Raw genomic sequence first — 24,468 nt, 5'->3', positions numbered from 1 at the left:
GCGCCTTGGCGGCTCCTGAGGCGGCTGTGCCCCCTGGTTGTCATCCTGCGTCATCGAAGCTCCGTAATCGCCCGCCGGCCCGAACCCGTGTCCAACACTAACCACCCGGTACGCGCACCTTACGTGCGGCGCGGGCATCATGGAGTGGATGTCTCAACAGGCCGAGCGGTTCCGTGATCCGCGAAACGCGCTGAGCACCCTGCGCACCCGGCTCGTCATGGCCGGCGTGTTCGTGGGCGCGATCATCGCGCTTTCGCTGAGTGTGGCGTTTTCGTGGAACGTGGGCCCGGAGGGCGGTGCGGGCGGCGGCGCCCCCAAACTGTCGCCCGCCGCGGCCGAGGCGTTCCAATCTCCCCCGGGCACCTGCCTGACCTGGAACAACCTGGACGCCACCGACGCGCGGCGCGTGCCGTGCACGGAGTCCCACCTGTTCGAGGTCACCAGCATCGTCGACATCGGCGCGCAGTACCCGCCGGGCGCGCCGAGCCCGAGCCTGGAGCAGTGGCAGGAGATCTCCAGGTCACAGTGCACGATCGACGTCAAGCCGTACCTCGGCCGCACGCTGGACCCGTACGGCAAGTTGAGCATGAACCTGCTCCGGCCGACGCCCGCGCAGTGGGCCGACGGTGACCGGCAGCTGCGATGCGGGCTGCAGTGGGCCGGCCAGGGCGGCAAGCTGCAGCCGACCAAGGGACCCGCGAAGGAGCAGAACCAGTCCGCGGTGTGGGAGCCGGGCACCTGCCTCGCGCTGCTCAACAACAGCTTCGGCGATCCCATCGACTGCGCCCAGCCGCATTCGTACGAGATGATCGCGACGATAGACCTCAAAACGAAGTTCAAGGACGGCTACCCGTCGCAGGAGCAGCAGAACACCTGGCTGGACACCGAGTGCTCGACGGCCGCGCAGGAGTACAGCGGCAACGCGGACCTGGCGGCGAAGAAGCTCATCCTCAGCTGGGACGTCCGCGAGCAGGAGAGCTGGGACGCCGGGTCGACGCTGGTGAACTGCAAGGTGGCGGCGGTCCTGCCGGAGAACAAGGGGCTGGCACCGGTCACCGGGAGTATCAAGGTCGGCAACGGCGCGGGTCAGCCGTCGGACGGCGGCCAGGCGACCCCTCCGGCGTCATCTTCGGCGCCGAAGACCGGCGGGTGACCCCGTGCCCGTCGAGATGACCCAGCAGCGCTTCGAAGAGCTGGTTTCGGAGGCACTGGACGAGCTTCCGCCCGAGTTCGCGGACGCCATGGACAACGTCGTGGTACTCGTGGAGGAGTTCAACGAGGAGTCGCCCACGATTCTCGGGCTCTACCACGGGGTCGCGCTGACCGAGCGGACGCACGAGTACGGCGGGGTGCTGCCGGACCGGATCTCGATCTACCGGCGCCCGCTGCTGCAGATGTGCGACACCGAGGAAGACGTCGTCGAGGAGGTGCTGATCACGGTGGTCCACGAGGTCGGCCATCACTTCGGCATCGACGACGCGCGGCTGCACGAACTCGGCTGGGGCTGAGTCGCCGGGCGGGCGATAGCAAAGGTCCCTCGCTCCCCCGCGGCGGATTCCGCGACGAAGGTGGCATGGTCGGTGATTTTTGTGCGTGGAGCACCAAGGGTTCTCCGGATTCTTAACTGGGCGTAACAAGCCCGCCACTTTGGGCGACAGCCCCGCTAAACTTTCGCCACGTTGTCGCCGGCCCTCGCCGGCGAATGCCCGGGGAGGCGGTGCATGGCCGAGTCGACGGAGCACGGGAGGGGTGACCGGCGGTTGCGCTGGCTGCTCGCGTCCAGCGCGGCGTCGAACCTCGGCGACGGGATCGGCAAGGTCGCGTTCCCGCTGCTCGCGGTCACCCTGACCCGTGATCCGCTGCTCATCGCCGGTCTTTCGGCGACCCAGTTCCTGCCGTGGCTGCTGTTCGCGCTCCCGGCGGGCGCGCTCCTGGACCGGATCGACCGGCGGCGGGCGATGATCCTCGCGAACAGCGCCCGCGCGGTGGTGGTCGGCGGGACGGCCGTCCTGGTCGCGGCGGGCGGGGTGACCATCTGGATGGTCTACGTCGCCGCCCTGCTCATCGGCTTAGCGGAGGTGGTCGCCGACAGCGCCGCGAACGTGCTCATCCCGGCGGTCGTCGGCAAGGGTTCACTGGACAGCGCGAACAGCAAGCTCCAGGCCTGCGAGATCGTCGGCCAGACCTTCCTCGGTGGCCCCGTCGGCAGTGTCACCTTCGCGCTCTTCGCGACGTTCCCCTTCTTGCTCAACTCGGTGGGCTTCGCGATCGCGGCTGCCGTCCTGATCGGACTGGCGGGGAGCTATCGGCCACGCGGCGCCGAGAGCACGGCCACCGACCTTCGCGCCGAACTGACGGAGGGTTTCCGCTGGTTGAAGGGCAACCGGCTGGTGCTGCGCCTGGTCGTCATCGCCGGGTTGATCAGCCTGGTCAGCGAACTCGCGCAGGCGCAGTTGGTGCTGTACGCGATCGAGTACCTGCGTCTCAGCGAAGCGACCTTCGGACTCTTCGCGTTCGTCGGCGGAATTGGCGGCTTGCTCGGCGCGGCAGTCGCCCCGCGGCTGGTGAAGGCGTTCAGTCGTCGCGCAGTGCTCCTCGGGGGCACGGCCTGCTGCGGCGCGGCGTTCACCGGCATGGGCCTGACGAGTTCGCCGGTGGCGGGGGCGGCGCTGTTCGGCCTGTTCGCGGCGGCCGTCGTCGCGGTGAACATCGTGCTCGGGACGGCACGGCACACCCTCGTCCCCGGCGACCTGCTCGGCCGGGTCCTCGGCGTGTGGCGCACCGTCGTCTGGGGAGCGATCCCGATCGGCGCCCTGCTCGGCGGCGTCCTCACCCACGCCCTCGGTTCCCCGGCCCGGACGTTCCTCACGTCCGGGCTTCTGCTGTTCGGAGTAGCCGGTTTCGCGTTCGTCTCGTTACGGCGAGACGCCTTCGATGACGAATCGGCCACGGAGGTGCGGGTTCTCCACCAAGACCGGTGAAAGCAAAGGCCTTTGGTGCTGAAATAGCCCATCACCGCCACGGGTGACGGGGAGGTCCGCGATGCAGCAGACACTGGTGCCGGAGGCCGGCGTGGGGACGACAGAACCTTCCAGACGCCCGCAGGTTCTCACGGCTGTAGCCGGTTTCGTGATCGGCGGCGGCGTGATCGGCATGCTGTGGGCGCTCTCGGGCGTCGACGCGGGGGCACTCGAAGACGCGCAAGACGCGTGTTCGGCACTGGCCAGGGTCGGCACGATCCCGGACACCACCGACTCCGCGCCCGGCGACCGGACCGTGGCCGTCCTGGCGCCCGAGGTCCTGCACCGGATGACGGCCGCACGCGAACTCTCCGCCGCGGCGGCCGCCGCCAACGACACCTACCGGCCGCTGGCCGACCACATCGACGGCGTCAGCCGGATGGTGTTCAGCCTGCACTTCAACCAGATCTCGGGCCAGCGGCACCTGGTACAGGCCGAACAGCTCTGCACGCAGCTTTAGCCCTTGTGGACCGTCTTGACGGTCAACTGGTTGCCGGGAATCTTCCCTGTGCAGCCGAGTCCCTGCATCGGCACGAAGTTCGACGCCGTCTCCTGCGGCAGGTACACGCGCAGCCCTCGGGTCTCGGTGGGCTTGCAGGCCGCCTCGTCGTAGTTGCGGACGTTCACGAAGCCGACGTCGGCGATCGCGCTCTCGCCGTTGTTCAGCTGGACCGGGCCGCCCTTGGCCCCGTCCCGGTACGCGGCCTCACCGACCTGGTGGCCGTCGGCGCCGGTCACGTAGGAGATGCCGGGGAATCCCTGGATGGTGCACACGTGCCCGCTCGTGTTGGTGATGACGAGCTTCCGGTACACCGTGCCCGCCGCGGCGTCGCCGTCCTCGATGGACAGTTTGACGTCGCCCGCCTTGCAGAGCCCGTCGTTCTTCGGTGCCTGTGCGGGCGACTGGGCAGGCTGCGGGGCCGGGCTCGACGAACTCGCGCTGGGCGCGGCCGAGGTGTCCGGCGCCGAACTGGACGGCGACGCGGACGTGTTCTGCGCGACGGGCGCGGTCTCCGAACCGCAGGCGCTGAGCAGCAGGAGCCCGGCGGTACCCGCGATGAGACCGCCGATGGAGATCAGTTTCGAACGAACCATGGTCATTCGCCTCCCTGTAGTCCGACGCTGCCGGGTGACCCACCGTTGAAGTAGACGTGCTGTCCGCCGTGGGGGTTGCGCTCCACCGGTTAATTCCCCACAAGGTGTTAATCGATCTTGTGGGGTGTATTCCCCGGCGGGCGCGGAGGCAAACGCGCCCGGTCAGCGTTCGACGCGGACTTCCGCCCAGGTGAGACAGGTCCAGCCGGCAGGGGTCGCGACGAGTTCGACGACCCCGGTGTTCGGGATGAGCCCCTGGTTGGCGACCTCGGCGGTCACGTTCCCGGCGAGCCATTCGCCGCCCAGCCGGATCGCGCCGCCGTGGCTCACCAGCACCACCGTGCCGTCGGGGTCGGCCTGCTCGTGCTTGGCGCGCAGGCGGGCGACCGCGTCGAGCATCCGGGCGCGGACCTGCGCGCCGGTCTCGCCGCCGGGGATCGGCGGGTCGAGTTCGCCGAGCGTCCACCGGCGCACGACGCTCATGTAGGTCGTGATCGAGTCCTTGTCCGTCTTGCCTTCGAGGTCGCCTGCCGCGACCTCGTGCACGCCGTCGAGGACCTGGACGTCGAAGCCGAGTTTGGCGGCCAGCGGCGCGGCGGTCTGCTGGGCGCGGACCGCCTGCGAGGCGTAGACCGCGACGATCGGCTCGCCGTCCAGCCGCGTCGCGAGGTCTCGGGCCTGCTCGCGGCCCAGCTCGGTGAGCGGCGGCCCCGGCAACGCGGTGTCGAGGGCGCCTCGCACGTTGCCGTCGGTCTGACCGTGGCGGACCAGGAGAAGTTTCACGCCTGCGCTCCCTTCCGTACCGACTCGACCCAGTCGATCGCGTCGGTGAAATCCTCGTTGGCGGCCCCCGGCTCGATCTCGGTCGTGCCGTCGTCCGCGCGCGGGTGGGAACCGAGGAACCGCACGTTGCGGCACCGGCGGCGCAACGCGGCCAGCGCGTCGCCGATCCGGGGCTCGGCCACATGCCCCTCGAAGTCGATGAAGAAGCGGTACTCGCCGAAGTTGTTCCTGGTCGGGCGGGCGTCCAGTTTGGTCAGATTGATCCCGCGGACCGCCAGTTCGGTGAGCAGTTCCGCCAGCGCGCCGGTCCGGTTGGTCGCGGCGGCGACGATCGACGTGCGGTCGGCCCCGGTCGGCTCCGGCAGCTCACCGGGGGTGCGGACCAGCAGGAACCGGGTCTTGGCGTCGCGGACATCGGCGACCTCGGTGGCCAGCACCTCCAGCGGGTAGTGCTCGACCGCGACCGGCGCGGCGACGGCGGCGTCGAACTCGCCCGCGTCGACCGCGACCGCGGCCGCCGCCGTGGACGACGTCGCGACCGGATGCGCCCCGGGCAGGTTCGCCTCGACCCAGTGACGGACCTGGGCGAGTGCGTGCGGATGGCTAGCCACGGTACGGATCTCGGTCGTGCCCGGCCGGGTCAGCACGCTGAAGTGGACCGGCAGCAGCACCTCCGCCACCGCGACGAGCGGCTCGGCCTCGCTCAGGCTGTCGAGGGTGGCGGTGACCGCGCCCTCCACGGAGTTCTCGATCGGGACGCAGGCCGCGTCGGCCGCACCCGAGCGCACCGAGGCCAGTGCCGCCGGGATGGTCTCCGCGGGGATCAGCTCCTCGCCGGGGGCGAGCCGGCGCGCGGCCTGTTCGGTGAAGGTTCCCTGGGGGCCGAAGTAGGCGATCCGTGACACCCCGCCAGATTACGCACGGCGCGGGTGGCGACTTTCACTCGGACAGCCGGTACGCACACCGGTTACGCCGGGTGCCATTTTTTGCCATGCTTAGGGCGTGACCGCCGAACCGGGCACCCACACCGGCCACGACGATGTCGGCTCCTCTTTTGCTCCCCTGCCGGACCGTCCCACTCCGGAGCTGGTGCTGTGCGCCGTCGATGACCTGCTCGCACAAGCCTGGACCACCGTCGCGGACACTGTGGACGGCCGGGTCTTCGTGCACCGAGGGTCCGTGCTCGACGTCGTCGCACAGGCCGTCGTCAGCCCCGCGAACTCCTACGGCTGGATGCGCGGCGGCATCGACGCCGTCTACGCCCGTGCCTATCCCGATGTCGAACAGAACGTGCGCAGCGCCGTCCTCGCCTACCATGGCGGGGAACTCCCGATCGGCGAAGCGGTGATCGTGCCCACCGGCGAGTCTGAGCCCGCCTGGCTGATCAGCGCGCCGACGATGCGGGAACCCGGCGAACGCCTCCCCCGCGACACCGTGCATCCGTACCTCGCCGCCCGGGCGGTGTTCCAGCAGTGGCGTGACGGCAGGCTCGACCAGGGCCGGGTCCGTGATCACGTGCACACGATCGCGATGCCCGGACTCGGTACCGGCGTCGGCGGGGTCGCGCCCGCTTCCTGCGCCCGGCAGGTCGCCGCGGCGTGGGACGAGGTCTTCACGCCCGACCGTCCCCGTAACGGACGGTAACTCCCCGGAGCGGGGTACATCACATCGAAGCGCGTTCACGAGCCGTAAGCCCTACCGTTAAAGCGGCTTCATCCGGTTCGAGGCACGTTCACCCGCCGAGAACTCGTCAACACGGTTTTGTACGGCGCCAGCGCAGGCGACGGGCGAGGAGTGTGCGATGCCGCGGGTCCGTGAGCTCAGTCCCTACGTCGAGCTGCACCGTGAGCAGTGGCGCGAGTTGCGCAGGTCGACTCCACTGCCACTGACCGCCGCGGAACTGCTGCGGCTGCGCGGTCTCGGCGAACAGGTCGACCTGGCCGAGGTCGCCGAGGTCTACCTGCCGCTCTCCCGGCTGATCAATCTCCAGGTCGCCGCCCGGCAACGGTTGTACGAAGCCACCACCACCTTTCTCGGTGAAGACAGCCGGGGCACCAAGGTGCCGTACATCATCGGGATCGCCGGCAGCGTCGCCGTCGGCAAGTCGACCACCGCGCGCATCCTGCGCACCCTGCTCGCCCGCTGGCCGGATCACCCCAGGGTCGACCTGGTCACCACCGACGGGTTCCTCTACCCGCGGGCGGAACTGGTCCGGCGCGGGATCATGCACCGCAAGGGTTTCCCGGAGAGCTACGACCGGCGGGCGCTGCTGCGGTTCGTCACCGAGGTGAAGTCCGGGGCGGAACGGGTCAGCGCGCCGGTGTACTCGCACCTCGCCTACGACATCCTTCCCGACGAGGAACAGGTCGTTCAGCGGCCCGACATCCTGATCCTCGAAGGGCTGAACGTCCTCCAGCCCGGCCCTCGGCTCACCGTCTCCGATCTGTTCGATTTCTCGATCTACGTGGACGCACCGACGACCGACATCGAACGCTGGTACATCGAGCGCTTCCTCAAGTTGCGGCACACCGCGTTCGCGGACCCCGCGTCGCACTTCCACCACTTCGCCGGCCTCCCGGACGACGAGGCCCGTGCCGAGGCGCGCCATCTGTGGCGCACGATCAACGAGCCGAACCTGATGGAGAACATCAAGCCGACGCGCCCCCGGGCGACCCTCGTCCTCCGCAAGGACGCCGACCACGCGATCAACCGGGTCCGGCTGCGCAAGCTCTGAAGGATCCTCCGCACGAGACACCGCGAGCGGCATCCAGACGAAGCCAGCACCACTGTCGTGAGTGGTAAGGACGGTTAGAACCGTCCTTACCACCCACGAGCCCCACCGGCCACACGGGCGAATTCCGGCCGTTCCCTCACAAGGAGCAGCCTTCTCACCACCGGCGAGCCGGTCGTGCCCGCCGGTCGCGCACCGCTGTCGGCGAGCGGCTTTCCTCGGCCGATCGGCCGATCCACGCCCGGTACGTGTAACCGGTTGGCCGATACCGGCTACAGCCCCCCGAGGCGACCCTTGTGTCAGGGGTTGAAGAGGTCTCGAAAAGACCTTGAGCAGGGAGGAGACTCACGATGTTCTCGATCATCCTGACTTGGGTCGGCTCGATTCTCGGACTCGCACTCATGGTGGCCATGGCCGTCGGCGCCTTCGTCGTCGACTTCGACGACGCCCGCGGGGACCGTCGCCGGAAGAAGCCGCAAGTCACGGAGAGCAAGGGCACCCCCGCCGCACCGCTGGGCTGAGTACGGCCGATCAAGGCGTCCGGACGTCTTGATCCCTTCCTCGGGCCGGGATCTCAGTCGAACGGGTTGTGCACCTGCGCACCGAGCCCGGCCATGTCGGCGAGGTTCCGGGTGACCAGGGTCAGCTCGTGGACCCGGGCGGTCGCGGCGATCAGCCCGTCGATGGACGGCACTTTCCGCGGCGCGTGCTGCCTGCCCCATTCGGCCGCGATTTCGGCGGTCACCGGAAGGATCCGTTCCGAAAACTGCGCGGTGAGACCGGCCAGCCAATCGGCCAGCGCTTCCGCTCGCTCCCTGTCCTGCTCCCCTCGATGCCTGAGCTTGCTTATCCCTCTCTCGATCTCCCCCACGGTCAGCGCGCTCAGATAGAGCCTGCTCGACGACACCCCGCCCCACCACCGGTCGAAACCCGGATTCCGCGTGCGGCGCCGAGCCTCGGACACGATGTTCGTGTCCAGCAGAAAGCTCACCCGCTCACCTCCACGACATCTCTCGGCAGGTCCTCCGCGCGTTCGGCGGCGATCTCCTCCAGCACGTCGGCGAGCGCCTCCCCGTACTCGGGATGGTGCTGCTCACCGGAGAGCACGGCCTTGAAATCGACGGCTTCGCCTCCCCCGGCCAACCTGCGGTAATCCACGATGTCCAGCACCACGGCCACCTCCTCCCCGTGTTTGGTGACGAACTGCGGCCCCTCGGTCGCGGCGCGGCGCAGCAGCTCACTCAGCCGCTGCTTGGCGTCCTGCACTTGCCAGGTTGCTGCTTCCATCTAGACAGACTAGACAGAACAAGGAGGGGTGGCGAGGGCGAGAAGGGGGTGACCGGGGGAAACGAGTCGTCAGGCGAGTTCGCCGAGCGCCTTCCGGTAGTCGTCGACGTCGTAGTCCATCTCGTGTTCGCCCGCTTCGGCGAGCTGAGCGGACAGCGCGTCGATGAGACGGTCGAAGATCTCGTCGCGCTCTTGCCCGGTCTCGCTCAGCCGCCGCACGGCCTGCCAGACCTCGGCAGGTTCGTCGGCCCAGAGCTGGTCGACGATCGTGGTCTTGAGCGCGAGCCGCATCCTCGGCTCGCCGTCGAAGGTCTCCTCGGCCAGCGCCTCGTGGTACTCCGGGTGCTCGCCGATCACCAGCAGCCGTCGCTGTTCGGGATCGGCGGGCTCGAGTTCCAGCTCCTCGTCGCCGATCTCCGCGTAGACCGTCGGGACGGCGAACATCCGGCGCGCGAGGGCTTCCGCGAGTTCCGCCGGATCTTCGATCCCCTCGGAGCCGTCGAAGTAGACATCGAGCGCGGAGTCGTCGTCCTGCGCGAACTCCTCCAGGAACTCGGTCGTGCTCTCCAGCAGCGCCACACGCGCGGCCTCGGGGAGTCCGGCGCGGTCGGCGGCCCAGGTGACCCAGCCGAGCAGAGCGGGCTCCAACGCGCCTTCGTAGGCCTCGTCGATCTCGAACTCGCCGTCCAACAGCGACTCGAGGAACCGGGCGAGCTTCTCGGGCCCGACCCGCAGCGGGCTGCCCGGCTCGGTCTCACAGCCGTAATCGACGAGCAGACGCGCGTAGGACCTCGTCGCCTCCGTGTCCTCCACCAGCCCGGACCCGATGAAGTCGGCGACGACCTCTTCACGGACCTGCTCGGGCCATTCGGTGATCTCGGGCGACGGTTCGGGGGCGGGAAGCGCCCGGATCCAGGCCAGCGCGAGCGCGTGGAACCGCGCGTAGTCCTCGCTGACGTCGGGTTCCTCGACGACGTCCGTCGCGGCCAGCCCGTCCGCGAGCAGCTGGTGGGCGCGCTCGGGCAGCACCCGCTCCAGCGTGACCAGCTCCGGGTCGTCGGCGGCCTGCTGCCGCATCTCGGCCAGCACGTCCTGCGGCTTGTCGACCACGACGACGTCGCGGATCCGGCCGCCTTCGGTGGAGTCGACCAGCGCGAGCAGACCGTGCTCGACACCACCGCGGGAGAAGACGCAGAGAAGGGAGGACTCGTCACCGAAGACGTCGCCGGTCCGCCAGCAGTCCCCGACGGTCACCGCGGCCAGGCCGGCCGCCCATTCCGGTTCCGGGATCCCGCGGCCCAGCACGGTGTTCAGCGCCGAGGCGGCCGCCTCGCGCTCCTCCTCGGTCTCGGCGAAGACACGCAGCCCGGCGAGCAGCGCGGCCGCGGCGGGGGTGATCTTCCGCTCGGCGAACGCGATGAGCTCCATCCCGAGCGGCTGTTCACCCTCCTCCAGCTCGATCTCCCACCACTGGCCGAGCACCTCGGAGGTCAGCAGCTCGACGTCGAGCACCTCGGGTTCGGCGCCAAGGGTCGAGAAGTCCCGGAGGACGTCCTTGAAGAGGCCCGTCACACTCGGCGTGGAGGGCTGGGCTGCCTTCTTGCGGGCACGGCTGACCGGACTCATGGCGACATGTTTTCACGCGGACCCGATCGGGCTCGTCGCGGTGGTCCCGGGCGCGAAACACGGCGTCCCGGTCGCGGGGAGGACGCGGGCGGACACCGGTTCAGGACCACCGCGACTTCGACGGCCCGCCAGTGTGGCTCGACCTTCTTCGCCGGGTTTCCTCGGTTCACTTCAAATAACGACCGGCGGCGGATGTGGTTACGCCCTTGCCGGTTTCGGAATCGCGATCCTCGCCGCCTTGACCTCGGCGATCAGCCGCGTCTTGCGTTTGTGTATTTCCACCAATGTGCCCAGGTACGAGCTGAATTCTTCAGCGGTACCGGCATTTTTGTGCACCGTGCGCAGTTTGCGCAGTTGCCGGGCCGCCTCGCGGTAGGAGTTCGAGTCTTTCCGTGTGATCAATTCTTCGACATGGTCCCGATACACGGGAATGGTTTCGGCCGGATGGGCGACGGAACGTGAATCCGCGAGTTCGACGCGCACCGCCAAAGAGGCCTCGAAACGCACGGCGGCCCGCCATGCCTCGTCGGCGCGATCCTCGCCGAGCAACGCGCGGACGAGTTCGTCCGCGGCTTCCGTGCTTCCGGCGGCGAGTTCACGCAACCGGGCCAGCGCGGTCTTCCGCTGCGCGACCCAGTGCCCCGCGTCCATCGACTCCGCGCGCAGGGCAAGGTACGTCGCGGCGACGGGATTCTCGTCGAAGTTCTTGCGCGACAAGGGAACCGGTTGTTCCTCCGGCGGAGGCGCCTCCTCCTTCTTGTCGTGCGTGAGCGCCCGCGCCGCATGCGCGATGGCCTCGCTGTGCCGCCCCGCCGCGCGCAGTACGCGCACGATCTTGAGGCTGACATCCACCCGCGGCGGCTTGGCGGCGAGGATCGCGACGAGCGCGTCGACGTCGCCGGACACTTCCGCCAGCTCCTCGCGCAGCCGCTCGGCCGTCTCGCGTTTCGCACCGGACGGATGCTCCGCCAGCACGCTGTCCACAGTGGACTTTATACGCGCGATTCCCTTTTCCCCCAGGGCGGAAGCGAAGTCGGCCAGCTCGATGGCCGGTCGGCGGGGGCCGTCGAACTCCACTTCGAGGATCCAGGCCGCCAGGCTCTCCGGATCCGGCGGGCGCGCCACGCAGGCCCGCGCGTACAGCTCGACGGCACGGTCCAGCCTGTCCGCGACCTCGCCCGAGGCGTCGTCGATCTGCTCGAGCATCTCGCTGATGTCGTCCACGGTCCGGCGGGCGAGTGGGGCGAGATCCGCCTGGCTGCCGGCGTCGAGAAGCCGCTGAAGCGTGTCAAGGACGGAACCGACCTTCGCGGCGTACTCGACGTTGCCCGCCAGCACGGCGGTGTCGAGGAGGCGGTGCGCCTCGGCGAGATCACTCCCCTGGGTGGCGAAGCGGTTCTCCAGCGCCTGCCGTAACACAGGGTCACGCTCGGCTTGAGCGTGCAGCAGGTCCGCCAGCGTTTCCGCGTCCAAAGTACGCAGGTAGGGGCGCAGATCCGTCGGGGAACTCACCCGGACAAGTCTGCCCGACCGGTTCGCGGACTCGTGTGGGCCAACAGCGTGCTCTTTTCGGCGTAATCGTTGACCAGGTGTGACCAGGTCAGCGGCGTCGCGTCGAGGCGCGAAGGGCAGCGGACGATCGGGATCGGCAGCCGCCGGGCGAGCCGCATGACGATCGCCATCACCACCCCCGCGAGCAGCGAGATCGCCGCGGCGGCGGCGAGGGCACCGCTCAGCACCCGGCGTCCGCCGTCGATCGCGAGCTGCGCCGAGTACTCGATCTGGCGGGCGGCGAGGTCGCCGAGGGTCCGGCCGACGACACCGGCCGCGGCACGCCAGGCGACCTGGCCGAGGGGCGGCGGCATGGCCGCGGTCAACGCGGTTTCGACCGCGCCGAACCGGCTCCAGTCCTCGCTCCCGATGAGATCCCGGTAGGTCTGGCGGTTACTTTCCGTCAGCTTTCCGGCGATCGCGTCGAGCCTGGACCGGTAGGCGCCCACGGCCGCGGCGTAGTAGCGCCGCCCCTCGTCGTCGATCCCGGCGATCGCGAGGGAGTCGCTGCGGTCCATGCCTTCGACGGCGGTGAGCAGTTCGACGGCGATCGTCTGCTGGTAGCCGATCTCGGCGTCGGGGGCGGCCCGCGCGATCTCGCGCAGGGAAGAAAGCGAGGTGTCGATGCGATCGGCGTACGCGGTGTAGGTGGCGGAGCGGCTGCCAGGCGCCTTCAGCGCGTCTGCCCGCTCGCGCTGCAGCGACGCGATCCCCCGGCTCGCCTCGGCCATGGTGATCGCGCCGCTTTCGGCGTCGTCACGATCCTGGATGGCCTGCCGGACGAGGAACCCGCCGATGAACAGGGCCACGAGCAGCAAGGCCGCGCTGGGCACGAACGCGATGGACAGCATGCGAGAGCGAAGGCTTCGCTGGTACGTCAAGGCTTTCCTTCCGGATCGGTCTCCCGACGCCGAGCGACGTTATGCAGTCCGCAAATTGCCCGTCAACGCTCGTCCGCCATACGGCCGTTAGCGCACCGTGACGATCTGGTAGGCACGGCACGTGACTCTCGACGACCTCAACCAGCGCCTCCGCGACTTCGCCGCGGCACGGGCGTGGGAACCGTTCCACACACCGAAGAACCTGGTCATGGCACTGTCCGGCGAAGTCGGCGAGCTGACTTCGCTGTTCCAGTGGCTCACCCCGGAGGAGTCCGCGAAGTGGCGCTCCGACCCTGAGCTGGCGCACAACGTCGTCGACGAGATCGCCGACGTCACGCTGTACCTCCTCCAGCTGGCGAACAGCCTCGGGGTGGACCTGATCGAGGCGGCCAACGCCAAGATCGACCGGAACGAGCACCGGTTCCCGGCGCCCGATTAGCCGCCTTTCGGGTCTTGTGGGCGTTCGATCGGCGGAACCACCGTGCCACATCGGCGCGCTGATCGGTGGCCGGCCGGACGACACCGTCCGCGCTGGTGGAGGGGATGGTCGCCCAGGCGACGAAGTAACGTGGGGGTATGCCGATCCAGGTGCTGCTCATCGACGACCACGAGGTGGTGAGGCGCGGTCTGCGCGACCTCCTCACCGACGAGCCCGACATCGAGGTCGTCGCCGAAGCGAGCGGGGTCGACGAGGCCCTCGCCGTGGCGATGCACGTCGAGCCGGACGTCGCGGTGGTCGACGTGCGGCTCGGTGACGGCGACGGTATCGCGCTCTGTCGTGAACTGCGTTCGAAGGTGAACCCGCCGCAGTGCCTGATGCTGACCGCGTTCGACGACGAGGAGGCCATGGTCGGCGCGATCATGGCGGGCGCCGCCGGGTACCTGCTGAAACAGGTCCGCGGTCAGGACGTCGTCAACGCGGTCCGTGAGGTCGCGGCTGGCCGGTCGCTGCTCGACCCGTTGTCGACCGCGCGGGTGCTGGACAAGCTGCGGCATCCGCCCGAGGACGAACTCGGTTCCCTCACCGAACGCGAGCGCGAAGTGCTGGAACTGATCGGGCAGGGCATGTCCAACCGCGAGATCGCGGAACGCCTGTTCCTCGCCGAGAAGACGGTGAAGAACTACGTCACGTCCGTCCTCGCGAAGCTGGGCATGCAGCGCCGCACGCAGGCCGCGGCGTGGGTCGCGCGCCGGGACCGCTAGCGCTTCAGGGGTGCACGGTGTCCCGCTGGTCGGGGATGACCGTGCCGTCGTCGCGCAGCACCGGGCCGTGCGTGCCGTCGGCGTTTTCGTACGCCGTCGTCGAGCACGGGTAAGTGCGGTCCAACGCCGGGAAGGGCTCGATGAACATCGGGTTCACCGCCCATTTCCCGTCCGCGTTGTCGTAGGCGCGGCACATCAGCTCGTCCTTGTTGCGGTTGAGCGTGACGCGGACTCCGGTGGCGTCGCGCAGCATCGTGACGTCGGTGGTCGCGTCGCCGCCGGCGAGCGCCTGCCGTTTGTCCGCCGGCGCCGCTTCCATCGCCTTCGCGCCGCGGATCCCGAGGATGCGTTCGTTGATGTAGCAGCGTTTGCCGTCGATGTAGGTCATGATCTCGTCGGCGCCGTCGGCGTGCCCGCCGCAGCCTTCGAGGTGCCCGTTGATCCGGCCGTTCGTGGTCTGCGAGTAGATGCCGAGGGTGCGGCTCGGCGGGATGCCGACCGCCGATCCCCAGACGTCCGCGAACTCCTTGGGCGAGGCGGAAACGACCCAGGTCGAGAAGCCAGCCTTGGTCAGCGTCGCGATGAGGTCCCTGATCTCCGGGTAGTAGCGGATCCACGCGATCTGGGTGCTCGAACCGACCTTCTGGGTCGCCCCGACCGGCGCCAGCAACGCGGCGGCCCTGGCCTGCCGGGCGATCGCGCGGACCTCGTCCGGGCGGTATCCGGCGTTGATCTGCGCGACCCAGGCGTAGGCCGCCTCCATGTACCGCCGGTTGTTCCCCGCGAAGACCTCTTCGCCGGTGGTCGTCCTCGCGGTCTTCCGCACCGAGAGGAGCTCGTCGGCGCAGGCGACGTTCTTGCCGGTCGGAAGCGGTTTCCCGGCGGGGGTGGCGGTGCCGCACGCCTTGCTCAGCGCGTTCGCGCCGGCCTCGGTCATGAACCGGCTGGTCGTGCGCCAGTCCTTGTTCCGCGGCTGCAGGACCTTGTCGTGCCGGATCATCCAGAAGACGGTCTGGTCGGAGATGTCGTTCTTGATGACCGTGTTGTCCCAGTCGAACACCGCGACCGGCCGCTCGCCGCGCTTCGCGCCGCAGCGGCCGCGTTCGTCGATGACCTGCTGGATCTTCGCCGCGTTGCCGCCATACCAGTGGTCGGCCAGCCGAAGCTGCGGACAACGCGCCGCGGTCGAGGCGGCGGACGTCCCGGGCAAGGCCACCGGTACGACCGCCACGGCGGCGGCAAGGGCCACGGCTCGCAGGAACCTCGGCATGTCATCTCCCCACGTGATCGTCGACTGTCCGGGGAGATCCTGTCATTTCCCGGCGAGAGTCACGACCTGCCGATTGTGGAAGTAGTCGTCCTCCGCCCACCAGGCGGTCGACGTGGTGCGTGGCCTCCGGAGAATCTACGTGCGGGTCAGTTTCGCGAAGGCGACCACGTTGTCGAGGTAGTTGCCGGTGGAGGAGTCGAAATCCCCGCCACAGGTGATCAGCCGCAGTTCGGGTCCGGTCGTGTCGCCGTAGACCTTCTCCGTGGGGAAGGACGCCTTCGGATGCCGTTCGACGGCGTACACGGTGAACACCGCGGTGACGCCGTCCTCGCGGTGGACGATGGCTTCGTCACCGGTCTCCAGTTCCTTGAGCCGGACGAAGACACCGGGGACCTTCTTGTAGTCGACGTGCCCGGCGAGGACGGCGGGCCCGACCTCACCGGGTGCCGGGCCGCCGGTGAACCAGCCGGTGGTGATCGCGTCGTCCGGCACCTGCAAGGTGCCGTCACCGGCCAGGCCGAGGTCGACGATCTCCCCGGTGCGGACCCCGATCGCCGGGATCTCGAGTCTCGCCGGTCTCGCGGGCGGGAGCGGCGAGACCGTGGTGGGCGAAGGCGCCACCGCGGACACCGTCGAGGGCGACGGCGGTGACACGATCCTGCCCGATACACCGACGGCGCACGCGGACAGCGCGGTCGCGAGCACCACCCCGATGAGCGTGCCGATGACCAGCGGAAACGGCCGCCGGCGCCGGAAAGCCCCGGTCATCACTAGGCACGCCGCCGGAGAATCAGGGACGCGCCCGCGGTCGACGCGGTCAACAGGGCGGCACCGGTCAGCGCGACCGCGGCGATCTCCAGGAGGCCGCCGTTGGCTTCGACGGGTTCCCCGCCGCCGGTCGCGACACCGCCCACGGGCTTGACCTTCACCTGTCCGGAGTTCGCGGGCTCGCCGAACCGGGACTCGCAGGCGTAGCCGTCGTGATCACCATCGAGCTTGTGCGGGTCTCGCGGGTTCTTCTTGAGCTCGGCCTGCGCGGCGGCTTGCGAGGGGAAATCGGCGCAATCCTTGTCGGCGAATTGCGGGGCCCGCGTTTCCGTGGTGATCGGCGGAAGAGTGGGTGCGATCGTCTTGGCCGGCGGCGTTCCACGCTTGGGAAGCGTTTCACAGGCGATTCCGTCGTTGTCGTCATCCAGGCGATGCGGATCGGATCGATCTTTGTCGAGCACGGCCTGCGCGTCTTCCTGATACCGGAAGTCACGGCAGTCCAGATCGGCGATCGCGGGCGCCCCCGCCAGCGCGAAAGCGACGGAAGCCGGGCCGAACAGGGAGAACCCGGTGATGATCGCTGCCATACCGAGGGCGCGACGAACCGAGGACATGTGTAGTCCTTTCGCTGGGAATCCGCGCTCGGAGCGCGTTCGATGCACTTACAATCGCGCACCGGCCCCGGCCGTTACGGATTAATCCGAGAACACGAACTGTCGCTTGATTGTGCGACGCCGACCGTTAATTTCACACGGTTTGATCAAGTGGAACGTCGAAAGCGACCAAAGTACCCAGGCTCGGCGAAGAATTGATCGAAAAGCGTCCGCCGGACGTCGTCGCGCGTTCGGCGAGATGACGGAGACCGCGTTTCGCGACCCCCTGCGGGACCCCGGATCCGTTGTCCCGCACCCGGAGTTTGACGCCTTCCGCGTCACGGCTGAGCGTCACACGGGTTTCGCTCGCACCAGAGTGTCTGACCACATTGGACAATGCTTCGCGAAGGGCGGCGCGGATGTGGTCCGCCTGTTCGGCGGGGATGTCGGCCAGTTCTCCCGACAGTTCGAGGGTCGGCGGATAGCCGAGTAGCTCGCCCGCGATGCGCACCTCGCCGCGTGCGGACTCGGCGAGATCGGTGGCGGTGACCGTCTCGTTCGCGGGTTCGGGGCTGCGCAGGGCGCGCACGGTGCCCCGGATCTCTTCGATGGTCTGGTCGAGCTGATCGATCGCCTCGGACAGCCGCGCGCCGTCGGCCTGCGCGAAGCGTTTCCGCATGTTCTTGCGGACCCGGTCGAGCTGCATCCCGGCGCCGTAGAGACGCTGCACGATGACGTCGTGCAATTCGCGCGCGATGCGTTCGCGCTCTTGGTAGAGGGTCACGCGGTGCCGGGCGTTGGCGCCTTCCGCGAGCGCGAGCACGACGCCCGCCTGCGCCGCGAAGGCGGTGAGCACCTCGACCGTACTGGCGGAGAACGGGTCCCCGCCGTGGCGGCGGTACACGGTGAGCGCGCCGAGGACGCGCCCGCCCGCGCCGAACGCCGAAGCGGCGAAAGGTCCGAAGCCCTTGAGCTCCGGCGGCACGAACGGCGCCGTGCGGGGATCGACGGTGAAGTCCTCGCTGACCACCGGTTCCCCACCGCGGGCGACCTGGCCCGCGGCGGAATCGGCGGAAAAGGCGAGTCCTCGAAGACCCTGTGTGGTGGCCCCGTGCGCGGCCTCGGCGACCACCTGGCCGTCGTCCGCGCGCACCATGACGAGACCGAGGTCGGCCTCGGCCAGTTCGACGGCGCGGGCGACCACGGTCTCCAGCACGTCGCCGGGGTCGTCGCCGGACAAGGCGGTGCCGGTGATCTCAGTGGCGGCGGACAGTGCGCGCGCGGCAAGCGTGGGATCCATGAGCGCTATCGACATTAGTCGGCTCCGGCCAGTGCGCGCGCTGTGACGCGACCCTCTCGCACCTCCAGGATCACGTCCGCGTCGTCGGCTTCGGCGGCGTGGTGCGTGACGTGGACGACGGTCTTCCCGGCGAGCGCCTCGCCGAGCCGTTCGCGGACGGTGCGCGCGGTCGGTTCGTCGAGGTGGGCGGTGGGCTCGTCGAGCAGGACGAGGTCGGCTCGCTCGGCGCCGAGCACGGCCCGCGCCAGCGCGACCCGCTGCGCCTGCCCGCCCGAAAGCCCGGCTCCCGCGCTGTCCAGCATCGTGCTGATCTCGACGTCCTCGAGAACGGCCTGATACAGGGCTTTTCGCAGATCGGCTTCGGACGCCGACGGCTTGGCGAGGCGCAGGTTCTCGGCGACCGTGGTCGAGACGAGCATCGGTTCCTGCGGCGCCCAGGCGACGTTCTCGGGAGCGTCGACGGCGCCCTTGCTCGGCTCGAGGAAGCCGAGCAAGGCGGCGACCAGCGTCGACTTCCCGGCGCCGCTCGGGCCGATGACGGCGACGTGCGTACCGGGTGCGATGTCGAGATCGACCCCGGTGAGGACCGGGTGCTCCGTGCCGGGCCAGCCGAGATCGGCGTTCCGGATCCGCACCCCGCCGGCGCCGGGAAAGGAGCGTTCCTGACGTTCTTCGACCTGGACGACCCTTTCCTGACACTCGGCGAGGCGCAGACGGGCCTGGCGCAGGGTGTCCCAGTGCTGCGCGGCGGGCGGAAGAAGGGAGAGAACCTCCGCCAGCGCGAGCGGCACCAGGGCGACCACGGGCGCGAGCACCGGGTTCAGCGCGCCGGCGGCGACGGCGCTCACGGCGAACCCGGTGCTCGCGACGGTGGCGGCCCCCGTCGCCAGGATGATCAGGGCGTCGGCCGCGCCGGCGCCGAAAGCCTGTCGCCGGGCTTCGGCGGTCAGTGCGGCGTCCGTCGTGGCGATTCGGCGACGTCGCTCTTTGTCGACCCCGTACGCGATCAGTTCGGCGGCGCCTTCGAACAGGCTCAGCACCTGCGCCGACACCGAACGCCGTCCGGCGGCCAGCGCACTGGTCGCGCGGCGTTCCGCCCGGAGCGCGAGCAGCGGCGCGAACGCGCTGACCAGCACGGCCGCGGCCAGCGCGAGTCCGGCTTCGGGCAGCACGGCGGCCTGGACCGCGACGGCGCCGACGGCCACCAACGCGACCACGACCAGAGGCGTGATCACCCGCGGGAGCAGGTCACGCACGGTGTCGGTGTCGCCGACCAGCCGTCGCTGCTCCTCGCCCGCCCGAAGCGCTCGTGCCGGTCCGAGCCGCACCAGCGACTCCCACAGCCGGACACGCAGACTTCCGGCGATCCGGAACGCGGCGTCGTGCGTCACCAGCCGTTCGAGGTACCGCAGCCCCGCGCGGCCGAGGCCGAACGTCCGCACGCCGACGATCAGCACCGTCAAGGTCAGGATCGGCGGCTGTTGCGACGCCTTGGCGATCAGCCAGCCCGAAAGCGCGGTCAGCGCGACCCCGGCGAGCAAGGCGGCGGCGCCGAGCAGCCCGCCACCGAAGAACCGGGGGTGGAGCAGGTCACGCCAGGGCAGTGGCCGGACCGACCGCGCTTCTTCCACGACTCCGGCTTCGGCCGTCGCGATGGTCGGCATGTCGACACCGGAGCCGCGTTCGTGTGCGGCGATGATCGCGGCGGCGCCGTTGTCGACGGCCTCGTGGACCGCGGTCATGACGAGCGCGGCGTTGACCTCGTCGAGATGAGCGGTGGGTTCGTCGAGCAGGAGCAGCCACGCGCCCGACCGGACGCGCACCAGCGCCCGCGCCACCGCGACGCGCTGCCGTTGTCCCTGCGACAGCTTCGAAACCGGCCGTCCGGCGAGGCCGGTCAGCCCGAGTTCGCCGAGGATGTTTTCGGCACCGACCTCGTCGCGGACCGTGCTCCCGCCGAACACCGGCGACTGCGGCACCCAGGCGACGTTCTCGCGCCACCTCTCCAGATCGGCGTCGGCGAGGTCGGTACCGCCGACGGTGATCGTCCCGTCGGCGGTCTGCACGAAGCCGAGCAGGGTGGCGAGCGTCGTCGACTTGCCGCCGCCGCTGGGCGCGCGCAACCAGGTGATCTCACCGGGCCGGACGCTGAACGTCTCGCCGTCGGGCGCGAATCCGCCGCGCCTGGCGACGCGCAGTCCGCCGACGTGGATCTCGCCCTTGGCCGGTGTCTCGGAACCGTGGGGCGGCAAGGGTTCCGCGAGCACGTCCGCGACCCGGCGCACGGCCTCGACGCCGTCCTCGCTCGCATGGAACGCGGCACCGACCGCGCGCAGCGGCTGGTAGCACTCCGGTACGAGGATCAGCACGCCGAGCCCGATGACCAGCGACAGTTCGCCGGAGACCAGCCGGACGCCGATGACGACCGCGACCAGCGCGACCGAAAGCGTCGCGATCAGTTCCAGTGCGAACGCCGACGCGAACGCGACCTTCAACGTCTTGAGTGTCGTGCGGCGATGACGTTCGGAGATCTTCCGCACCGTCTCGGCTTGCGCGCCGGCGCGGCGGAACGCGCTGAGGATCGGCAGCGCGCGGACGAGTTCCAGCAGATGCCCCGACAGGCGTTGCTCGGCGTCGGCGGCTTCGGCGACTCGCTCGGCGGTGTGCTTGCCGATCAGGATGGCGAAAAGCGGCACCAACGGCACGGTGATCACGACGAGCACGGCCGACGGCCAGTCGGCGAACAGGATCGCGACGCCGGCGGCGAGTGGCACGATCGCGGCGGTCACCAATGCCGGGAGATACTGGGTGAAGTAGGCGTCGAGCGCGTCGAGGCCCTTGGTGGTCAACGACGTCAGCTCGCCGTGACCGCGGCGCGCGATCCATTCCGGGCCGAGTTTCAAGGCGTGGTCGAGGGCTTTGGCGCGCAGTTCCTCCTTCGCGCGGGCGGCCGCGCGAACGGAAACCGTCCGCACCGCCCAGCCGGTCACCGCGCGTCCCGCGACGAGCGCGAGCAGCACGGCCAGCTGGGCGGTGCGGTCCCCCGGTGTTCCGCGGACGACCGCGGAGAGGACGTCTGCCAGCAGGAACGCCTGTCCCACCAGCAAAACCGCGTTGACGAAGGAAAGGATCCCGCTGAGGATCAACGCCCGGCGCGCCGCACTCGAAAGCGGGGCGAGCGCGCCGAGCGGACCCTTCCCCGGTCGCGCTGGGTCCATTGTGGACTCCGTGGCGGAAAGGGTGTCGCGGCCGGGAAGTTCGGTCATGGTGCGTGCACCGGTGGGATGTGCCGGGTGCCGATGCGCTTGCGGAACACCCAGTACGTCCAGCCCTGGTAGATCAGGACGGCGGGCGCGCCGAACAGCGCGACCCAGGTCATCACGGTCAGGGTGTACGGGCTCGACGCCTCGCCCGCGATCGTCAGCGTGTCGGCTGCGTCCAAAGTGGACGGGAGCACGTTCGGGTACAGCGCGACGAAGATCGCGACCGCGGACGCCGCGATGACGCCGCCGAGCGCGGCGAACGCCTGCCCTTCGCGGCCCATGCGGATCTTGAACCACGCGAGGACCGCCGCGATCACGGCGACACCGATGAGCAACAGCGTCCACAGGTCGCCCGAGCGCAGTTGCACGACGACGAGGAACGCCAGCAGCGGCAGGAGCGCGACCGGGAGCAGACGGGTGGCCAGGTTCCGCGCGCGGTGCCGGAGGTCGCCTTCGGTCTTGAGGGCGAGGAACGCGGCGCCGTGCACCAGCGAGAACCCGACGACCGCGATCGCGCCGAGCAGGGTTTCGAACCGGACCGCGGCGAGCGGGCCGCCGACCCGGTCGCCGTCGGCGTCGAGCGGAAGGCCGAGGACGGTGGTCGCGAGGAGCAGGCCGACACCGAACGGCGGGATCCACGAGCCGATGCCGATGACGCGGTCCCAGTTGCGGCGCCAGCGGTCGGAGTCGACCTTGCCGCGGTACTCGAACGCGACGCCGCGGCCGATGAGGGCGAGCAGGACCACCAGAAGCGGGAGATACGCGGCCGAGAAGAGCGACGCGTACCAGCCGGGGAACGCGGCGAACATAGCGCCGCCCGCGACGATCAGCCAGACCTCGTTGCCGTCCCAGACCGGGCCGATCGTGTTGACCATGACGCGGCGTTCGGTGTTGTCCTTCGCGAGGACCGGCATGAGCATGCCGACGCCGAAGTCGAAGCCTTCGAGGAAGAGGTAGCCGAGCCAGAACAGCGCGATGACGCAGAACCAGATCGTTTCGAGGGTCATCGGGCACTCCTGCTTGCTTTGTTCACTTCGCGTGCTTCAGACGCTTCGAGTGCTTCGGAGGCTTTGGAGGGCTGGAGGACGCTTTCGCCGCATGCGACGCGGCGTCGGCGGGGAAGGGAACCTTCGCTGCGTGCGATGCGGTGAAGGGAACCTTCGCTGCGTGCGATGCGGCGAAGGGCCCCTTCAGCCCGCAGCCCTTCCGCTTCCCGCACCGGGCCGCCCTGCCGCTGACTGCCCTTCCCCGCCGACGCCGCGTGACGTGTCGCGAAAGCCACTTTCGGGACATCCAACGTCGCGAAAGTGGCTTTCGCGACACTCCCTACCCCACCAAGGCACTCAAACCGGCCCCTCAAACCCTCGTAGCCGTGAGTTATCCACAACCGCTCAAGTTGTCCACAGATCGGCTGTGGGTAACCCGCCTGAGCGATACCCCCGATACGCTGGGTGCGGGGCCGTCCCCCGGGAAGGGCGGGGGGCTGGGTTGGTGAGGTCAAGAGGCGATCAGTAGGCGAAGGCCAGCGCTTCATCGTCGCCGTCACCGCCTTCGGAATCGCTGTTCTTGCTGCTCGAGGCCGGTTTCTTGGGTGGCATGACGGCGTCGACGCCGCCTCGGACGTACTTGCGCATCAGGTAGACCTCGACCAAGCCGAGCACCGCGTAGACGGTCGTCAAAGCGATCAACGACGTCCAGACCTCGCCTGTGGACAACTTCGAGACCGCCTGCGCGGTGAACATCCACACCCCGTCGACACCGGTCGGGTTCGGCACCACCACGAACGGCTGACGACCCATTTCGGTGAAGATCCAGCCGGCGCTGTTGCCGATGAACGGGGTCGCGATCCCGCCGAGCACGAGCCACGGGAACCAGCGTTGCCCGGGCATCCGCCCGCGCCGGGTCAGCCACAGCGCGAGCACCCCGATCCCGGCCGAGATCGCGCCGAAGCCGATCATCGCGCGGAAGCCCCAATAGGTCACCGGCAGGCTCGGCACGTAGTCGATCGGCTTGCCCGCGAGCGAACCGAGCTGCGGGTCGTCCGGGTAGTTCGTGCCGTACTTCGCCTGGTACTCGGTCACCAGGTTCTCGACACCCTTGACCTCGGTCGAGAAGTCGTTGTGCGCCAAGAACGAGAGCAACGCGGGCACGCTGAACGTCTTGACGTCCTCGCAGTTCGCGTTCCGGACGTCGCCGATCGCGATGATCGAGAAGCTCGCCGGTTTCTCCGTGTGGCACAACGCTTCCGCCGAAGCCATCTTCATCGGCTGCTGCTCGAACATCAGCTTGCCCTGCATGTCGCCGGTGATCGCCAGCACCGCGAACGCCACCACACCGGTCCAGCCGCCGAGACGCAACGACGAACGCCACACCGCGCGGTGCTCGTCGTCCTCCGCACGCTTGCGCCACAGCTGCCAGCCCGCCACGCCGACCAGGAACGCCGCCGCCACCGAAAACGCGCCCGCGAGCGTGTGCGGGATCGCGGCCAGCGCCGTGTTGTTCGTCAGCACCGCCCAGATCGAGTTCATCGTCGGCTTCCCGTCGACGAACTCGACCCCGACCGGATGCTGCATCCACGAGTTCGCCGCCAGGATGAAGTACGCGGACGCCACGGTCGCCAGTGAATACGCCCACGCGCACGCCAGGTGGACCTTCTTCGGCAGCTTGCCCCAGCCGAAGATCCACAGTCCGAGGAAGGTCGACTCGACGAAGAACGCGACGAGCCCTTCCATCGCCAGCGGCGCGCCGAACACGTCACCGACGAAGCGCGAGTACGCGCTCCAGTTCATCCCGAACTGGAACTCCTGCACGATGCCGGTGACCACACCCATCGCGAAGTTGACCAGCAGGAGTTTCCCCCAGAACTTGGTCATCTTCAGGTACCGCTGATCACCCGTGCGGACCCAGGCCGTCTGCATCCCGGCGACCAGGACCGAAAGCCCGATGGTCAGCGGGACCATCAGGAAGTGATAGACGGTGGTGATGCCGAACTGCCACCGAGCGAGATCGAGAACTTCCACCCCTCAAGCCTGCTCAACGCCCGATGAGCTCGCCAGTTCAAGTGGTCCCGATCTTGCCGGGACGTAGGTCCCGCGCC

General features: G+C 69.3%; 24 protein-coding genes. 9 read left to right on the top strand and 15 right to left on the bottom strand.

Features of this window, described 5'->3' with window-relative positions; genetic code table 11:
• Positions 1-148: 148 nt before the first annotated feature.
• From H074_RS13335 to H074_RS13320, 4 genes are all read left to right on the top strand, one after another.
• Entirely contained in the window at positions 149-1,153 is a 1,005-nt protein-coding gene (locus tag H074_RS13335; RefSeq protein ID WP_007030571.1) for a septum formation family protein, read from the top strand.
• A 4-nt stretch (positions 1,154-1,157) separates the two neighbouring features.
• A complete protein-coding gene (locus H074_RS13330; RefSeq protein ID WP_007030570.1) occupies positions 1,158-1,508 on the top strand; it encodes a metallopeptidase family protein in 351 nt (116 codons plus the stop codon).
• A 213-nt stretch (positions 1,509-1,721) separates the two neighbouring features.
• Positions 1,722-2,981: an MFS transporter gene (locus H074_RS13325; RefSeq protein WP_007030569.1), complete on the top strand. Its 1,260-nt coding sequence runs from the start codon at positions 1,722-1,724 to the stop codon at positions 2,979-2,981.
• A 61-nt stretch (positions 2,982-3,042) separates the two neighbouring features.
• Positions 3,043-3,480, top strand: a complete 438-nt coding sequence (locus H074_RS13320) for a hypothetical protein (RefSeq protein ID WP_007030568.1) — start codon at positions 3,043-3,045, stop codon at positions 3,478-3,480.
• On the opposite strand, the gene H074_RS13315 is transcribed toward H074_RS13320, so the two are convergent.
• The 3 genes from H074_RS13315 to pheA all read right to left on the bottom strand — a co-directional run bounded on the left by H074_RS13315 (position 3,477) and on the right by pheA (position 5,803).
• Positions 3,477-4,121 (bottom strand): DUF4232 domain-containing protein, encoded by a 645-nt coding sequence (locus H074_RS13315; protein ID WP_007030567.1) that lies wholly within the window; start codon positions 4,119-4,121, stop codon positions 3,477-3,479. The genes H074_RS13320 and H074_RS13315 overlap by 4 nt on opposite strands.
• Positions 4,122-4,277: 156 nt before the next feature.
• Complete coding sequence (locus H074_RS13310; RefSeq protein ID WP_007030566.1) at positions 4,278-4,898, bottom strand: histidine phosphatase family protein; 621 nt, start codon at positions 4,896-4,898, stop codon at positions 4,278-4,280.
• Complete coding sequence (pheA, locus tag H074_RS13305; protein WP_007030565.1) at positions 4,895-5,803, bottom strand: prephenate dehydratase; 909 nt, start codon at positions 5,801-5,803, stop codon at positions 4,895-4,897. Before pheA ends, H074_RS13310 begins: the two co-directional genes overlap by 4 nt.
• 97 nt (positions 5,804-5,900) lie before the next feature.
• On the opposite strand from pheA, the gene H074_RS13300 reads away from it, so the two are divergent.
• The 3 genes from H074_RS13300 (at position 5,901) to H074_RS40985 (ending at position 8,150) form a co-directional block, all read left to right on the top strand.
• Positions 5,901-6,542 carry a macro domain-containing protein gene (locus H074_RS13300; protein ID WP_007030564.1) on the top strand — a complete coding sequence of 214 codons (642 nt, stop codon included), beginning with the start codon at positions 5,901-5,903 and terminating at the stop codon, positions 6,540-6,542.
• 157 nt (positions 6,543-6,699) lie between these two features.
• Positions 6,700-7,632: a type I pantothenate kinase gene (gene coaA / locus H074_RS13295; protein WP_007030563.1), complete on the top strand. Its 933-nt coding sequence runs from the start codon at positions 6,700-6,702 to the stop codon at positions 7,630-7,632.
• 347 nt (positions 7,633-7,979) lie between these two features.
• Positions 7,980-8,150, top strand: coding sequence for a hypothetical protein (locus H074_RS40985; protein WP_007030562.1), 171 nt, complete (start codon positions 7,980-7,982; stop codon positions 8,148-8,150).
• Positions 8,151-8,203: 53 nt separating this feature from the next.
• On the opposite strand, the gene H074_RS13290 is transcribed toward H074_RS40985, so the two are convergent.
• The 5 genes from H074_RS13290 to H074_RS13270 form a co-directional block, all read right to left on the bottom strand.
• The gene (locus H074_RS13290) at positions 8,204-8,620 is read right to left on the bottom strand and encodes a type II toxin-antitoxin system VapC family toxin (RefSeq protein ID WP_007030561.1); all 417 of its coding nucleotides are present in this window, start codon (positions 8,618-8,620) and stop codon (positions 8,204-8,206) included.
• A complete protein-coding gene (locus H074_RS13285) occupies positions 8,617-8,916 on the bottom strand; it encodes a type II toxin-antitoxin system Phd/YefM family antitoxin (protein ID WP_039922337.1) in 300 nt (99 codons plus the stop codon). The genes H074_RS13290 and H074_RS13285 overlap by 4 nt, the downstream gene beginning before the upstream one ends.
• 69 nt (positions 8,917-8,985) lie before the next feature.
• Entirely contained in the window at positions 8,986-10,542 is a 1,557-nt protein-coding gene (locus H074_RS13280; protein WP_007030559.1) for a DUF1841 family protein, read from the bottom strand.
• A 198-nt stretch (positions 10,543-10,740) separates the two neighbouring features.
• A complete protein-coding gene (locus tag H074_RS13275) occupies positions 10,741-12,054 on the bottom strand; it encodes a hypothetical protein (RefSeq protein ID WP_007030558.1) in 1,314 nt (437 codons plus the stop codon).
• Complete coding sequence (locus H074_RS13270) at positions 12,051-12,944, bottom strand: nitrate- and nitrite sensing domain-containing protein (protein ID WP_007030557.1); 894 nt, start codon at positions 12,942-12,944, stop codon at positions 12,051-12,053. Before H074_RS13270 ends, H074_RS13275 begins: the two co-directional genes overlap by 4 nt.
• A gap of 151 nt (positions 12,945-13,095) precedes the next feature.
• Here H074_RS13270 and H074_RS13265 point away from each other — a divergent pair, with 151 nt between their 5' ends.
• Together H074_RS13265 and H074_RS13260 are read left to right on the top strand one after the other, a co-directional pair.
• Positions 13,096-13,413 (top strand): nucleotide pyrophosphohydrolase, encoded by a 318-nt coding sequence (locus H074_RS13265; RefSeq protein ID WP_007030556.1) that lies wholly within the window; start codon positions 13,096-13,098, stop codon positions 13,411-13,413.
• Between the two features lie 137 nt (positions 13,414-13,550).
• Entirely contained in the window at positions 13,551-14,177 is a 627-nt protein-coding gene (locus H074_RS13260) for a response regulator (protein WP_007030555.1), read from the top strand.
• Positions 14,178-14,181: 4 nt separating this feature from the next.
• Here H074_RS13260 and H074_RS13255 read toward each other — a convergent pair whose 3' ends face one another.
• The 7 genes from H074_RS13255 to H074_RS13225 all read right to left on the bottom strand — a co-directional run bounded on the left by H074_RS13255 (position 14,182) and on the right by H074_RS13225 (position 24,391).
• Positions 14,182-15,447: an HAD family hydrolase gene (locus tag H074_RS13255; protein WP_007030554.1), complete on the bottom strand. Its 1,266-nt coding sequence runs from the start codon at positions 15,445-15,447 to the stop codon at positions 14,182-14,184.
• Between the two features lie 135 nt (positions 15,448-15,582).
• Positions 15,583-16,215, bottom strand: a complete 633-nt coding sequence (locus tag H074_RS13250) for a class F sortase (RefSeq protein ID WP_051071933.1) — start codon at positions 16,213-16,215, stop codon at positions 15,583-15,585.
• Between the two features lie 2 nt (positions 16,216-16,217).
• Positions 16,218-16,829: an excalibur calcium-binding domain-containing protein gene (locus H074_RS13245; RefSeq protein ID WP_007030552.1), complete on the bottom strand. Its 612-nt coding sequence runs from the start codon at positions 16,827-16,829 to the stop codon at positions 16,218-16,220.
• A gap of 133 nt (positions 16,830-16,962) precedes the next feature.
• Positions 16,963-18,108 (bottom strand): GAF domain-containing sensor histidine kinase, encoded by a 1,146-nt coding sequence (locus H074_RS13240; RefSeq protein ID WP_007030551.1) that lies wholly within the window; start codon positions 18,106-18,108, stop codon positions 16,963-16,965.
• Between the two features lie 14 nt (positions 18,109-18,122).
• Positions 18,123-21,374: a thiol reductant ABC exporter subunit CydC gene (gene cydC, locus H074_RS13235; protein ID WP_083920413.1), complete on the bottom strand. Its 3,252-nt coding sequence runs from the start codon at positions 21,372-21,374 to the stop codon at positions 18,123-18,125.
• Positions 21,371-22,378, bottom strand: coding sequence for a cytochrome d ubiquinol oxidase subunit II (gene cydB, locus H074_RS13230; protein WP_007030549.1), 1,008 nt, complete (start codon positions 22,376-22,378; stop codon positions 21,371-21,373). The genes cydC and cydB overlap by 4 nt, the downstream gene beginning before the upstream one ends.
• Positions 22,379-22,879: 501 nt before the next feature.
• Complete coding sequence (locus H074_RS13225; protein ID WP_007030548.1) at positions 22,880-24,391, bottom strand: cytochrome ubiquinol oxidase subunit I; 1,512 nt, start codon at positions 24,389-24,391, stop codon at positions 22,880-22,882.
• Positions 24,392-24,468 lie beyond the last annotated feature (77 nt).

Source organism: Amycolatopsis decaplanina DSM 44594 (assembly GCF_000342005.1).
Classification (GTDB): domain Bacteria; phylum Actinomycetota; class Actinomycetes; order Mycobacteriales; family Pseudonocardiaceae; genus Amycolatopsis; species Amycolatopsis decaplanina.
The sequence above is the reverse complement of the archived record's forward strand: the minus strand, read 5'-3'. Positions and strand labels throughout refer to the sequence as shown.